10 protein-coding genes and 2 pseudogenes are annotated in these 13,380 nt (G+C 61.1%); 6 read left to right on the top strand and 6 right to left on the bottom strand.

Going from position 1 to position 13,380, the window contains the following annotated elements; genetic code table 11:
• From E3O44_RS06835 to E3O44_RS06815, 5 genes and pseudogenes are all read left to right on the top strand, one after another.
• Positions 1–2,505, top strand: coding sequence for a DEAD/DEAH box helicase family protein (locus E3O44_RS06835; RefSeq protein WP_166792572.1), 2,505 nt, complete (start codon positions 1–3; stop codon positions 2,503–2,505).
• A gap of 44 nt (positions 2,506–2,549) precedes the next feature.
• Positions 2,550–2,711 (top strand): annotated as a pseudogene (locus E3O44_RS06830) (recombinase family protein); the annotation flags it as partial.
• Between the two features lie 130 nt (positions 2,712–2,841).
• A pseudogene (locus E3O44_RS06825) lies at positions 2,842–3,834 on the top strand (IS481 family transposase).
• Positions 3,835–4,028: 194 nt separating this feature from the next.
• Positions 4,029–5,678: an ATP-dependent nuclease gene (locus tag E3O44_RS06820; protein ID WP_134533838.1), complete on the top strand. Its 1,650-nt coding sequence runs from the start codon at positions 4,029–4,031 to the stop codon at positions 5,676–5,678.
• On the top strand, positions 5,675–7,369 hold the full coding sequence (locus E3O44_RS06815) for a UvrD-helicase domain-containing protein (protein ID WP_134533836.1): 1,695 nt from the start codon (positions 5,675–5,677) through the stop codon (positions 7,367–7,369). Before E3O44_RS06820 ends, E3O44_RS06815 begins: the two co-directional genes overlap by 4 nt.
• A gap of 215 nt (positions 7,370–7,584) precedes the next feature.
• On the opposite strand, the gene E3O44_RS06810 is transcribed toward E3O44_RS06815, so the two are convergent.
• From E3O44_RS06810 to E3O44_RS06800, 3 genes are all read right to left on the bottom strand, one after another.
• A complete protein-coding gene (locus E3O44_RS06810; RefSeq protein WP_134533834.1) occupies positions 7,585–9,030 on the bottom strand; it encodes a competence protein CoiA family protein in 1,446 nt (481 codons plus the stop codon).
• 462 nt (positions 9,031–9,492) lie between these two features.
• A complete protein-coding gene (locus E3O44_RS06805) occupies positions 9,493–9,735 on the bottom strand; it encodes a thioredoxin family protein (protein WP_134533832.1) in 243 nt (80 codons plus the stop codon).
• Positions 9,736–9,761: 26 nt separating this feature from the next.
• A complete protein-coding gene (locus tag E3O44_RS06800) occupies positions 9,762–10,811 on the bottom strand; it encodes a permease (RefSeq protein ID WP_134533830.1) in 1,050 nt (349 codons plus the stop codon).
• Positions 10,812–10,999: 188 nt separating this feature from the next.
• Here E3O44_RS06800 and E3O44_RS06795 point away from each other — a divergent pair, with 188 nt between their 5' ends.
• Positions 11,000–11,287, top strand: a complete 288-nt coding sequence (locus E3O44_RS06795) for an ArsR/SmtB family transcription factor (RefSeq protein ID WP_241976121.1) — start codon at positions 11,000–11,002, stop codon at positions 11,285–11,287.
• A 16-nt stretch (positions 11,288–11,303) separates the two neighbouring features.
• On the opposite strand, the gene E3O44_RS06790 is transcribed toward E3O44_RS06795, so the two are convergent.
• Genes E3O44_RS06790 through E3O44_RS06780 form a run of 3 tightly spaced genes read right to left on the bottom strand, consistent with a single transcriptional unit; the run spans position 11,304 to position 13,371 of the window.
• Positions 11,304–11,699, bottom strand: coding sequence for an arsenate reductase/protein-tyrosine-phosphatase family protein (locus E3O44_RS06790; RefSeq protein ID WP_166792571.1), 396 nt, complete (start codon positions 11,697–11,699; stop codon positions 11,304–11,306).
• The gene (gene trxB / locus E3O44_RS06785; protein ID WP_134533824.1) at positions 11,696–12,703 is read right to left on the bottom strand and encodes a thioredoxin-disulfide reductase; all 1,008 of its coding nucleotides are present in this window, start codon (positions 12,701–12,703) and stop codon (positions 11,696–11,698) included. Before trxB ends, E3O44_RS06790 begins: the two co-directional genes overlap by 4 nt.
• On the bottom strand, positions 12,700–13,371 hold the full coding sequence (locus E3O44_RS06780) for an arsenate reductase ArsC (RefSeq protein WP_134533822.1): 672 nt from the start codon (positions 13,369–13,371) through the stop codon (positions 12,700–12,702). The genes trxB and E3O44_RS06780 overlap by 4 nt, the downstream gene beginning before the upstream one ends.
• Between the last annotated feature and the right edge of the window lie 9 nt (positions 13,372–13,380).

Genomic DNA, 13,380 nt, shown 5'->3' with positions numbered 1-13,380 from the left:
GTGGCAATTTTCGGGTATGACCAACCTCTGGTTGACGATCTCACTTCGCGGTTCCAACTGCGGAAGCCAAACGCTGACGGCTTGGATACAGTTATCCACGCTCTTTCGCGCCAGGACGAATGCCAGCAAGTGGTTTTGGATATCGCAACCGGCGTTGGGAAGACATGGCTGTTGGCTGCTCTCCTTGAGTACGCGGCGGCCAGTGGTGTGAAGAATCTGCTGGTAGTACTTCCTGGCAAGACCGTGCGCACGAAGACGATCGCCAACTTCACGCGCGGCGCCTCCGGTTTCATTGAGGGGGCCGAGATCGAGAAGTCCGTCATCACGCCGCAGAACTTCGATCAGCACTCCGCGACAATCCGTGACAAAGACGTGGTCAAACTCTTCTTGATGAATGTCCACCACCTCGTTCAGCAGGACACGAACGACTATGTGAAGCCTGACTCGACGACAGCTAAGAATCTGCGTACTGCTCGCCCTCAGGAGATGTTGGGTAAGTCGCTGCTTAGCCACTTGACCGCGGCGGACGACCTCCTTGTCGTGTTGGACGAGTCGCACAGGTACGGTGGTTCTGCTGCCACTTGGTCTGCTGCGCTCAGCCTGTTAAAGCCTGCGGCGCGCGTCGGTCTGACTGCCACCCCAGCCGAGGACGATCACGTGATCTTCGAATACACACTTCACGATGCGATTGCTGAAAAGTTCGTGAAGACACCGGTCGTCGCGCACCGCAAGGGTGGGTACCGGGACGGTGAGGCTCTCGGTCAGCTGAAGGACGCGAAAAAGATCCTCGAACGAAAGGCTTCTGCCTATCGGGACTACGAGGTTGAACACCCTGACGTTCCGCGAATCAATCCGATCATGCTCGTCACATGTCAGGACACCGAACACGCGGATGAGATCGCAAACATCCTCCGTGGCGGCGACATGTTCCCTGGTAGCGGTCAGGTGCTTGTCGTTCACTCAAACGCAATAAGCGAGGCCGTCGAAGAACAATTAGCACTAGTGCAGGAGCCAGACTCGCCGGTGCGCGCCATCGTGCAGGTGAGCATGCTCAACGAGGGTTGGAACGTGCACAACGTAGCGGTCCTGGTGCCGATCCGAGCCCTCGAATCAGACACACTGACCGAGCAGATGATCGGCCGCGGACTACGCCTGCCATACGGAAAGTACACGGGTGATGAGTGGATCGACTCGCTCGACATACTTTCCCATAAGTCGATCTATGAAGCGCTGAGGAAGAACGGGCTCAGTGGCCACGAGCGCGCAATATCTGAGGTGCCGACCATACCCGAGAAACCTCCAGTGCCGACCACGGCCGGTGCCACTAACGGTTCAAGCGAGGTATCGGAGGACGAAGTGTTCTGGCTGACACCTGGAACAGTGGATCAGGCGGCTGCTATTGACCCAACCCTAGGTACAGTGGCCGCGCTCGGCGGCGGTGTCCGTGCCATCGAAAGCCTGGTGGAGAACGAGACCGAGGTCGAGGTCGAGGTACCGCGCGAATCGGTGCGCTTGAGCGACGGGAAGCAATTCGCATTCCCGCTCACTACCTTCGAGACGACGCCAAATCGCCTCGAGCTCGTAAATCTGAATGACGATTGGCACAAGACAGTCGCTGCCTCCGTGGGCAGCGACTTCACCGAGCAGATCGACCGCGAGACGATTGTAGTCACCGACAAGTACGGAGCAGTCCGCTTGGAAGCGACCACCCAGGTAGAGCTCTTCGAAGAGGTGGTGACAGCGAAGGACGCCCAGAACTCGCTTGAGCTAAATCTTCGCAAGCTGGCGGCACTTAAGAACGGTCAATCAGGTGACGTGAACCGTCGCTACTTGGTCCAATTCGTCAAAAGATTTGCGAGCATGGTCGGGGGTGACTGGACCGGCAAGCGAATCGCCGTGGCTGTCATGCGTTTGAAGGCCGCCGTGAATCAGGCTTCCGACGAAGCGGCGAGGCAAATGCAGGAGAAGCCTCGGATTCATGAACTTATGCTGCCGAAACGTGGAGACTACGAACTCGCCATCGGGCGCACAATTGAATCACAACATGCGGTGACAGACATCACTAAGTTCAAGCCGCGCCAGAACTACGACGGATGGCAGCGCAGCCTCTACTCTGCCTCTCAATTCGACTCTTTCAGCGCTGAAATACTGGTTGCTCAGATGCTCGACCGCTCAGACCAGATCGTGTGGTGGATGCGTCTCGAGCAAGGAGACGGAGCCAAGATCGAGTACGGGGCGGGGCGCTCTTACTATCCCGATTTCGTAGCGTTAGACCGTGACGGCGTGCACTGGATCATCGAAGGCAAAGACGTGCGTGGCCGCAACGATGAAACTGTGAAAGCCAAGCGTGCCGCTGCCGAGCGAGTGCTGCGGATGATGGAGGCCGAGCCTGGGTGGCAGAAGAGTCGGTGGGGCTACCTCATTGCTTACGAGGATGATGTGAAGATGGCACAGTCCTGGACGAATCTCCGTCAGATGTCCGACCCTCGGGTGATGCTTGAATAGGTCGAACTCCGGGGTCGATCGTACGCCGGCTGGCTACATAGCAGGTTCGGGTCGAGTTCGTGAAGGAGCAGTTGTCTTTTACCGGTGAAGACAACGCGATGGCGAACCTGCTTCCTAACGTGAGGTGTGCCTTTGCAGAGTTCGAGCATTCGCTGATCCGAGAACGTCAACGCGAGGGCATCACTCCGGCAAAGACGCGCGGGGCTAGCTGTACTGCCCAGGCAGGTTGGTTGAGTGGATGTGACGACTCGCTGTAGTCGTTGAGGGTGAGCGAGGACCTCCGGTTGTGGAGTGGAGCTGTCAAAGGCTGTCCACTTCAGAAACCAGGTGGTCCTCGTGTCCCACGCAAACGCCGCTTTGACTCCTCGTCACCGTTTGCGACTCGCGCGCCTGATCGTCGATGATCATCAGTCGATTGTTTTCGCCGCTCGCGTGTTCAACGTGTCGTGGCCGACCGCGAAACGGTGGGCCGAACGGTATGCCGCGATGGGCGCGGAAGGGAAGCAGGACCGATCCTCACGCTCGCACCACATGCCCACCAAGACCCCGCAGCCAATCGTGCGCAAGGTCGTGCATCTGCGTTGGAAGAAGCGTCTCGGACCGGTCGCGATCGGGGCGAAACTCGACATGCCAGCCTCGACCGTGCACGCGGTCCTGGTCCGCTGGCGACTGAACAAACTACACCACGTCGATGTTCGGACCGGTGAAGTCGTGCGCCGCTATGAGCACGACACACCCGGCTCGCTAATCCACGTGAGCGTGAAGAAGCTCGGCAATATTTCTGTCGGCGGCGGCCATCGATTTGTCGGCCGCCAGCAAGACGACAAGAACCGGGCCGCGACACCGGGCGTGGCGCGGAACTAGTGGCGCAACCCGAAGGTGGGCACCGCGTTTGTCCACACCGTCATCGACGACCACTCCCGAGTCGCCTACGCCGAGATCCACGACGCTGAACCAGCTCTTACCGCCGTGGGTGTCCTACCACGGGCCGTGTCCTGGTTCGCCGCACGCGGAATCACCGTCGAGCCCGTCTTGTCCGACAATGGCTCCGCCTACAAATCCCATCTCTGGCGAGACACTTGCCACGACCTCGGCATCAAGGTGAGGAAAACGCGCCCCTACCGGCCACAAACCAACGGGAAGATCGACCGCTTCCACCGCACCCTGGCCAACGGGTGGGCATTCAGCAGGTTCTACGCCACGGAATCAGCCCGCCGAAACGCCCTCCCAGCCTGGCTCCATGAATACAATCACCACAGGCCCCACACCGCGATCGGCAACGTCCCGCCCATCCGCCGCTTAATCAACCTGCCTGGGCAGTGCAGCTAGCGCGGCCGCAGTCGATGACTCGATGCGGTTCGCGCTGAGGAGTTGAGGAAGAAGGCTGCCGACGGTGTGCCGAAGGCAGCCCTGGCTCGAGATTTTGTGATAAGCCGCGAAACTGTCTATGCCTACCTGCGTACCGAGGAGAATGAATTAAGCCAGCGGTGAGCGGGAGAGCTTCCGGGCACAATGGGGGATGCATGCGGATTAGGCATATTACGGCACAGAATTTCGCGCGCTTGGCTGACTTGAATCTCAACGTTCGCGGCCACCTCGTGCTAATCGGCGCAAACGATGTCGGGAAGACATCGTTGCTCCATCTCCTAAATCTGACTCTTGGTCCGACGGCGCAGCTCTACCAGATGCTTGGCGTGGCTGATCTGCGGGACAGCGAACGAGCTCTCGGGGTGACGGTACAGTTTGAAGATTTCAATGACAGCGATCGCCGAATCTTCACCCGTGAGATCGACGTCGACCCCATAACTAAAGTTGAATCACTTGAGATCAGGCTGGAGGTTGCCGTCGACCCCGAGGATTTGGAATCAGTAGTGATCCAGCGATGGGCACCCGGGCGTGGTGAAGTCCGGAACCTGTCTCGCGAGCAACTGTCTGCACTTGGCTGGAGATACTTGCCAGCTCTTCGCCAGACAAGCGCCGCTCATTTCGATGGCGCCTCCGGGGCGATCCGTACGCTTCTGCGAGCTGTAGAACCCGAATTGGGCGATGAGAAGAAGGCGATGGGTGGATTGCTGGATGATTTCAACGCCAGGCTCGCAAGCAGTGAGACGCTGACTGCGCTGCGCGAAGGGATGGCCGAGCACCTATCTAATTCAATGCCGCGGGCGATTGGTGCTGGGGACTTAGCTGTGCGCACCTCCTCGGATCCGGCTGATTCCGTTCTCGAAAACGTGTCCATGTTCATGTCTCGCAACGGCACATTTGTGCCCCTGTCCGAGCAGTCAGATGGCGTCCGGCAATTAGTGTCAATGACGCTTTTCGATCTTGCCGAAGGTGGCGCCAATGTGATCGCAATCGACGAGCCCGAGCTGCATCTTCATCCCTCAAGTCAGCGCACCGTGGCGGAGCTGCTGGCTCGAGAAACGAACCAGAAAATCCTGGTCACTCATTCGCCCTATATCGTGCAAAAGTTCGATCCAATTCAAGTCGTGACGGTCCGCGGAAACGGCGAATTTCGGCAGATCGATCCGAACGTGCTCACTATTGAGGACAAGATGCAGGCTCATTGGTGGTCTCCGCGAATGCTTGAAACCTTGACAGCACGCTTCGCGATCGTGGTCGAAGGGATCGCTGACCGACTCATCGTTGAGGGCGCGGCGCAGGCTCGTGGAATGTCACTTGATCGTCTAGGCGCCGTTGTTTTCGAGCTTGATGGAGCCGACAAATTTCCCGCCGTATACAAACTGATCGGCCCGAAAGCCTTTGACGTTGAGGTTCTCGGCCTCGTTGATAAGGCTGAACAGGGTTCGTGGCTGGGCGCAGTCAAGGGCAAGCCGAATGACGTCTTAGGGCACACTATCTTCGTTTCCGAAACGGACCTTGAGGACGAGTACTGCCGTGCATTTGGACCAAGAGCCATGGCCGTGCGTCTGATCGCGAGTGGGGTTGCAAGGGACATGCGAGCGCTCACGGGTGCGTGCGGAGTCGACAATGAAGCGGACTTGAACGTTGAGGGTCTCGCCAAATTCTGTCGGACGACGCCCAAGAACGGTGGAAATCGAAAAGTTCCGTCTGCCCTCGCAGTGACAAAAGGGCTCACAAAGGCTGAAGCTGCCGAAATCGTGAGCGTGGCGGCACTTCTCGACGAGCTTGAACGCAGGGCAGCTTTGTGAGCGAGGCGACAATCGACCTGTCGGCGGTCGGGAACTTGCTCGTTATCGCCCCGCCCGGGTGCGGAAAGACTGAGCTGCTCGCCCGCCGGGCGGAAGCGATCATTCCAATGCTGATGCCAAACCAGCGGATACTGGCGCTGACCTTCTCGAACAAAGCAAAAGCGAACCTGAACAGTCGTCTCTTGTCGGTGCTCGGAACCGAGCGCAAACGTCGATATGTATCAGTGCACAATTTCCACGGGCACGCAGCAGAAATTGTCCGCTCACATGGCTGGACAGCAGGAATCGATCCGCTCGGAGCGATGCCCGACAAACACACACAGGCCGTTGCTGTTGAGCCATTTCTTGAGGGTCTAGCAGGCGACGCCTATTACGCGATGAAAGACCGCATCGAAGAAGAGCTGCGGGAAGCCAAGCGCGGCGCATGGAATGACCAGGAGGTGCTCGATCGGCTCTCTGACGGCGACGCTCGCAGTCTTGCAGTTGAGACGGCCAGGCAAGCGAATGGGACGTATTTTTACGACGACCTACTCCGTCACTCACAGCGGCTCCTGCGCGTGCCCGAGATCGCCCGTCTTTACCAAAGCCATTATGCGGCGGTACTCGTCGACGAGTTTCAGGATCTGTCGCCCCAACAACTCGAGATTGCACTCCGTAGCTCGAGTAAGTCACGCACATTCGTGGGCGATCCGATGCAGGGCATCTACAGCTGGACCGGCGCTAAACCAGTCCATGTGGAACGCGTGCTCCGACTGATTACCGGAGAGGCGCACGGACTCGGGGTATCGTACCGTTCGTCACCCGCGGTCCTTCAGGTTCTTGCTGCGGTCGCGCGACCCCTTGGCGGCCAGCTTCTTGATCCACACGATCCAGATGGCTGGTTCGAGGGCGGAATCGCGGCTGGAGGGATGTATCCGACCGCCGAAGCAGAGGCAAACTTCGTACTCCATGCGTCAGCGGAAATCCTTGCCCGACGCCCGAACGACACTATTGGCGTAATTTGTCGGAACGGCTGGCGGCGGAAACAGATAGATTCCGCCTTTGCGGAATCCGACCTCCCTTGCATTCGATGGGACCTGACCGTCGATGACGCGCGCATCGTGGAAATGCTTCAAGACGCTGCGGCGCGTCTGGGCGGCAATCCTGAGCTCCAAGCCCTCAGCGCGGAAGCACGACGCGTCCTGGATCCCTCAGATATTGACACATCCGCCGAGTTGACTGACGCCGTCGCCCAGATCGAAGGTCTGGTTGAGCAATCCGGTTCGGTTGGTGCGGCACTCGCGCAATTACGGGTTTCCAATGACGTCTCGGAGGTGATCTCTCCGGGTGTGCATCTACTCAACGCACATACTGGGAAAGGCCAGCAGTTCGACTGGGTCTTCATACCCGGGTTCGAGCACGGCAACATTCCGAGTTACAAGGCGAAGAAAGCCGCAGATATCGAGGAGGAGCAGCGGGTCCTGCTGGTGATGTTGTCGCGCGCGCGGCATGGCGTTGTGCTCACGAGAGCAAATAAGTTGGTCTCGAAAGCCGGGAATTCCTATTCGCCTAGTCAGAGTCGCTGGGCTGTAACCGTCAGAGATGCCCTCCGCGCGAATAGCGCGGAATTCCTAGCTCACGTGAGCCGTATTCCGGTTGAATGTGAGGTCGCTCAGTCTGAAGTTTCCACGCACGCACGCATCGTTGGCTGATCGCTGCCGCTCACAAAGGCGACAGGAGGAAGGCTGTGAGATTGAATCCGGAAAGGGAATCTTTGTCCCCAACTGGTGGACGAAAATGAGCCTCGGAGTGTTCCTGATGTGTGGTCTAGGGTTTCAGCCCTCCTGATATGTCGCCTTCCGAGAGCCGTCCGATCGTGGACAGTCAGCCAAACGTTTGCCATCGTGGAACGCACAGGGGGCACGCATCAGAAGCAGTGTCCATGGGTTCCACGCCAGACGTCCGGCTGGCTCCGCAGTGGCCCTTCGCACACCATACAGATCCCTGCTCCGATGTCCGGTTTTGTATATCGATACTGGGATGCTTCCGTCCAGTAGGAGCGGGCCGCTTCGTCTACGACCACGTACCGGGGAACGCCCGAATCGGACTCCGGCGGGCGGTTGACCATGGTCATCAGAATCTGGTTTTCGACAAGAACGTCGAACCATTGGCGAATGATCGACTGCGCATCAAAGTTCGCGCCGAGACCCAGTAGTCTCTCGCCGGCGGCGGCAGTCACTGTCCTGCGTTCCTTCACGTCCATGATCATGGCTGAGTAAAGCATGGCTTGCCATTGTGCATTCGGAACGGGCAATCCCGGTGGAATTTCGACGTCTAACCATGCCGGCCACGTCCCCGAGAACCTTTCGAAGAGGTGAGTGCGAAGTTCTGATGCGGCCCACGCCGGTTCTTGTTTTGTCGCTGCGGTCGCCATGGCCAGCTGTTTGGCAGCGGCTACGCGTCGAGCCGCTTCCTGGGACGTCGCCGCTGCCTGCAACCGCGCTTGTTCGGCGGCCACCTGGTGTGCGAGTATCGCCGCTTCATGCGCCCAAATCTTGCGCACTGCGCGACCGTTGGCGATGAGCTCCTCAACCCGGTCGGAAGTGAAGTGGAAAGTCCCGTTGCGTCTGGAGGCGAGCCGGAAATCCGTGAGTGGCATGATCAGAAGTTCACCCGTCGGGCCGGTGGCCGGGATTGAGTACATGACGTGTTTGACCGTCACGCGTTCGATGACGGTCGCGATCTGTTCGGTCAGCGGGTTTAACCACAAAATTGTTTGACCTACGCCGGCCATCGAGTGCACTGGGCTGATGGTTACCAGCCCTTCGTTGGCGCGGCCGCGCGCTGGTCTAAGCTGCGCGCCTGCGTGACCAAACAACCAGACTTCAGGAATGGATTCTGACGCGTACGAAGCATGGCGCGCTTCCCACTCGTCGGCACGTAGCCCGGCGTATTGGATCTCGAAGGCGAAGGACTCCCCGGTACTTGCGGTAATCATTACGTCGGCAATGCGGGTTCGGGCCCGGTCTATTGGCTGCTCCTTGGTCACGGTCGAGGAGGGGTACTTTTTCTGGAGGTACTGAGAAATCATTTCCGACGCTTGAACATGGAACACTCCAACGGCTGAATGACTGCCGGCACCACCGCCGGTATGTCTGAACCCGTCGCGCCCGCGCTTTCGGGCCACTGTGGTCAATGCCGGATTCTCGCAACCAGGGATCGGGCAGCACGCCTCCGTTTTCGTCCAAGCCCGTTGCGCGGCCGCGTCACCATCCGGTAGCAGGTAGAGCTTGCCATTGGCGAGGACGCGTGCGTAGATCAGCCTGACCTCACCAGCTAGGAACTCGCGAAGCACCTTCCGTCCATGGACCATACGCTCAGGCTAGCCGCCGCCGCCGGCCGGCGGCGTCCGACAAAAGGCCTGTCCAGAAGGAGGTGCTGGCGTCGAAACGCACGCGATCTGTTTCGCTACTCCAGTTCGGGGGTGTCTCATAACTGACAGTGAGTGCGCCAATTCAAGCCGATGGTTATGCCATGTAGTTATGAGACTCGCCAGGCCGCGAGATTCCGCCGATTTTGAGGAGGCACGGTCGCGGCGCTGAGACGTCTTATTTCCCTAGGGTTTCGAGACAGTGGCGAGGCTCGCGTCCTCGACCGCTGGTCTCTAGGGAAGGTGACCGCACTGGTCGTGGCGCTCGTATCCACCAGGCAAGGCCGGCAATGCTGGTCTCAAGGACGCGTGCGGCTGCAGGTGCTGTGAATATGGAATACCTACTCGGGCGCCGACTGTTCCTCGGCAGCCACTAAAGCGGATCACGTGTCGATGGGGCGCGGGTCAGTGGTTCGCGGCGGTGAGGAGCGTGCGCACTTCGGCCAGGGTCGGCACGCGGCCGGAGACGACGACTCTCTCGTTGATGACGAGGGCGGGCGTGCTCATCACGCCGTAGCCGAGGATCGCGGCGTAGTCCTCGACTTTTTCGATGCTGGCGTCGAGGCCGAGTTCGGCGACGGCGGTCGTGGTGGCCTTGGTGAGGTTGACGCAGTTGCTGCAGCCGGGGCCGAGGATCTTGATGTTCATGGCAGGGTTCCTTTCGGGTGGGGTGATCAAGCCAGGATGGCGTTGAAGAGGTAGCCGACGGCGACGATACCGAGACCGGTGGTCGTGATGAAGATCGCGAGGAGTTGGGGCTTGAGCACCCGGCGGAGCAGGATCATCTCTGGCAGGGACAGTGCGACGACGGCCATCATGAAGGCGAGCAGGGTGCCCATCGGGAGGCCCTTGTCGTAGAGGGCGGCGACCAGGGGCATGACCCCGGCGGCGTTGGAGTAGAGCGGGATGCCGATGAGAACGGCGATCAGCACGCCGAAGGGGTTGCCGGGGCCGGCGTAGGTGGCGAAGAAGTCGGTCGGGGCCCAGCCGTGGATCAGGGCGCCGAGGCCGATGCCGACCAGGAGGTAGACCCAGATCTTCGCGATCAGAGCCTTGACCTCCTCGACGCCCATCTGCATCCGCTGCCCAAAGGTCAGGCCGAGGGAGGGGTCGATGACCTGGCCGCCGAGCTTCACGTCGAAGACGAACGGTTCAACCCAGCGTTCGACGTGCAGGCGGCCCAGGACGTAGCCGGAAACGACCGCGATGGTCAGGCCGGAGACCACGTAGAGGGCGGTGATCTGCCAGCCGAAGAGGGTCAGGAGCAGCCCGATGGCGATCTCGTTGACCAGGGGGCTCGCGATCAGGAAGCTCATCGTGACGCCGATCGGCACGCCGGCGGCGACGAAGCCGATGAACGCGGGCACGGCGCTGCAGGAGCAAAACGGTGTGATCACGCCGAGGGCGGCCGCGAGGAGGTTGCCCACTCCCTTGCGTTTGCCGCCAAGGAAGGCCCGGGTACGTTCCACGCTCATGAAGGAGCGGAGCACGGTGGAGGCGAAGATGATGATGACCAGCAGGAGCAGGATCTTCAGGGAGTCGTAGAAGAAGAAGTGGACAGTCTCGGTGATCTGGTTCCTCGGGTCGAGGCCGAACAGGTCAAAGAGGAGGACGTTCCAGAGCCACTCGTTGACCCAATAGGCCACGGCCCACAGGCTCACCCCGGTGACCAGGACGCCGACCCGGCCGCGGGTCGTGGTCGGTATCCGTTCGGCGATGCTCACGATGACTCCTGACTCGGAATGCACACATATTCGACGTGCGTCTAATTCCTAGTGTGCCACCTCTTTGATATATGTCAAGAAGGTGGCAGGATGTTGGCATGCCCAAGACCCTTCCCCTCCTTGAGGATGCATCGCCGATCTGTTGCGATCCCCTGGGTGCTAGCGCCACCCTTTCCCTGGACGATGCGATGGCCCTCGCCGTCCGCCTGAAGGCTCTGGCTGATCCCACCCGCCTGCAACTCCTGGCCTACCTTCTGGCGCAGCCGAACCAGGAAGCGTGTACGTGTGACCTCGCTCCGATCGTGAAGCTTTCTGAGCCCACGGTCAGCCACCACCTCAAGAAACTCGAGACTAGCGGCATCCTCACGAAGGAACGACACGGGATGAGCGTGCACTACCGCGTCGTCCCGGAGGCCATCCATGCCATCGCGCGCACGCTCGACGCCGGCACCCTCGACTTGAGCGGGGTGCTCTGAGCCGACGTGCCTGGAGCTAGACCCTAGTCGCGAGGTCGCTCACGCGGTGTTCGATGTCGTCCACCAGCGGCAGGATTTCCACTGCGCTCCACTGAGCCGGGTCGGGCAGGATCCATCGTTCGTGGCGCACCCCATCATGGCGGGGCAGCTCAATGCCGTCGACGAGGGTCACCACGACGGCCGCCGTGCGTAACTCGTCGTCCGTCACCCGGCGGGGCAGCTGGTGACGGATGTCGATGCCACGAGCCAGAAGGGCGGCCGCGCCATGGGGGTTGACCGCGTCCGCCGGCTCGATGCCCCCGGAGAGTACCGTGACGACGTCACCGAAGCGCGCCCGCATCAGGCCGGCGGCGATCTGGGAACGACCGGAGTTGTGGCGGCAGACGAAGAGAACCTCGGGCCTGCCGCTCACACGCTGGCCGGTTCTTCGATCGGGTCGGACGGATGCTCGGCGTAGCTCGCGAGGCCCGTCTCGGCGAGGTAGCGCTCGGCGTCGTCTGCAGCAGCGCACCCGGTTCCGGCGGCCGTGATGGCCTGGCGATAGCGGTGATCGACAAGGTCGCCGCAGGCGAACACGCCGCGGAGGTTGGTTTGGGTAGTGGGGTGGTCAACGAGCACGTAGTTGTCGTCGTCGACCTCGACCTGGCCCAGCACGAGTTCGCTGCGCGGGTCGTGCCCAATCGCGATGAACAGGCCGGTCGCAGGAATCGTCGCCTCCGCTCCGGTCACTGTGTCGCGGAGTCCGAGACCGGTCATGGTGTCGACCCCCATGACTTCGGTGATTTCGCTGTTCCAGCAGGGGATGATCTTCGGATTGGCCAGGGCGCGGTCCTGCATGATTTTCGACGCGCGGAGCGTGTCGCGGCGGTGCACGAGCGTGACCGTGTTGGCAAAGCGGGTGAGGAACATGGCTTCTTCCAGGGCGGAGTCACCGCCGCCACTGACGACGATGTCCTGGCCGCGGAAGAAGAATCCGTCGCAGGTTGCGCACCAGGAGACCCCGTGCCCAGTGAGGCGCTGCTCGCCCTCGACGCCGAGCTTGCGGTAGGCCGAGCCCATCGCGAGCACGACCGCGTGGGCGCGATACTCCGTTCCGGCGCCGGCGCCGGTGGTGATGGTCTTCACGTCGCCGGTCAGTTCGAGGGTGATGGCGTCGTCGTAGACGAGTCGGGCGCCGAAGCGCTCGGCCTGCTGGCGCATGTTCTCCATCAGTTCCGGGCCCATGATGCCGTCGGGGAATCCGGGAAAGTTCTCGACCTCGGTGGTATTGACCAAGGCGCCGCCCGCGTCGACCGAGCTGGTGAGCACAAGCGGGTTCAGTCCGGCCCGGGCGAGGTAGATCGCGGCGGTGTAACCGGCTGGGCCGGATCCCACGACAACCACGTTCTCAATGAGGCTGCTCTTCGTGACGCTCATGCGGGGAGTGCTATTGGTTCGACGCCCAGCAGGGCGAGCATGACCTCGACCTTGGCCCGGATCTCGTCGCGCACGGCGCGGACCCCCTCCACTGGAAGGTCAGCAGGGTCAGTGAGCGCCCAGTCCTGGTAGCGCTTGCCCGGGTAGATCGGGCAGGCGTCGCCGCAGCCCATCGTGACCACGACGTCTGCCGCCTGCACGACATCGTCCGTGAGCGGCTTTGGGAACGCCTCGCTGAGATCGATCCCCAGTTCGGACATCACAGCCAGCACGGCCGGGTTCAGCTGCTCCGCAGGCGTGGACCCAGCGGATCGCACGTGCACTGCCCCGCCGGAGAGCGCGGTCGTCAGCGCGGCCGCCATTTGGGAGCGCCCGGCGTTCTGCACGCAGACGAACAGCACCTCGGGCACGGGCCGATCGAGGGCGCCCTTGGCCTGGGCCAGGGCCGTGAGGCGGTCCGTGGCGAAGCGGATGGTGTTGGTCGCGAGATGCGCCTTGACGACCGAAGTGCGCAGGAGTGCTGTGTAGGACTCGAGCACGTAGCGCTCGACGGTTTCGACGCCGAAGACGCCCGCGAACTTTGTCGCCAGGTCGTCGGCGAGGCGCTTGAGGTAGTCCTCGGGGAAGCTCAGACCGGGGAGGCCCCGGCGAGCGGCGATATCAGTCATGGCCGTCGT

It is taken from the genome of Cryobacterium algoricola (genome assembly GCF_004402485.1).
Classification (GTDB): domain Bacteria; phylum Actinomycetota; class Actinomycetes; order Actinomycetales; family Microbacteriaceae; genus Cryobacterium; species Cryobacterium algoricola.
The sequence above is the reverse complement of the archived record's forward strand: the minus strand, read 5'-3'. Positions and strand labels throughout refer to the sequence as shown.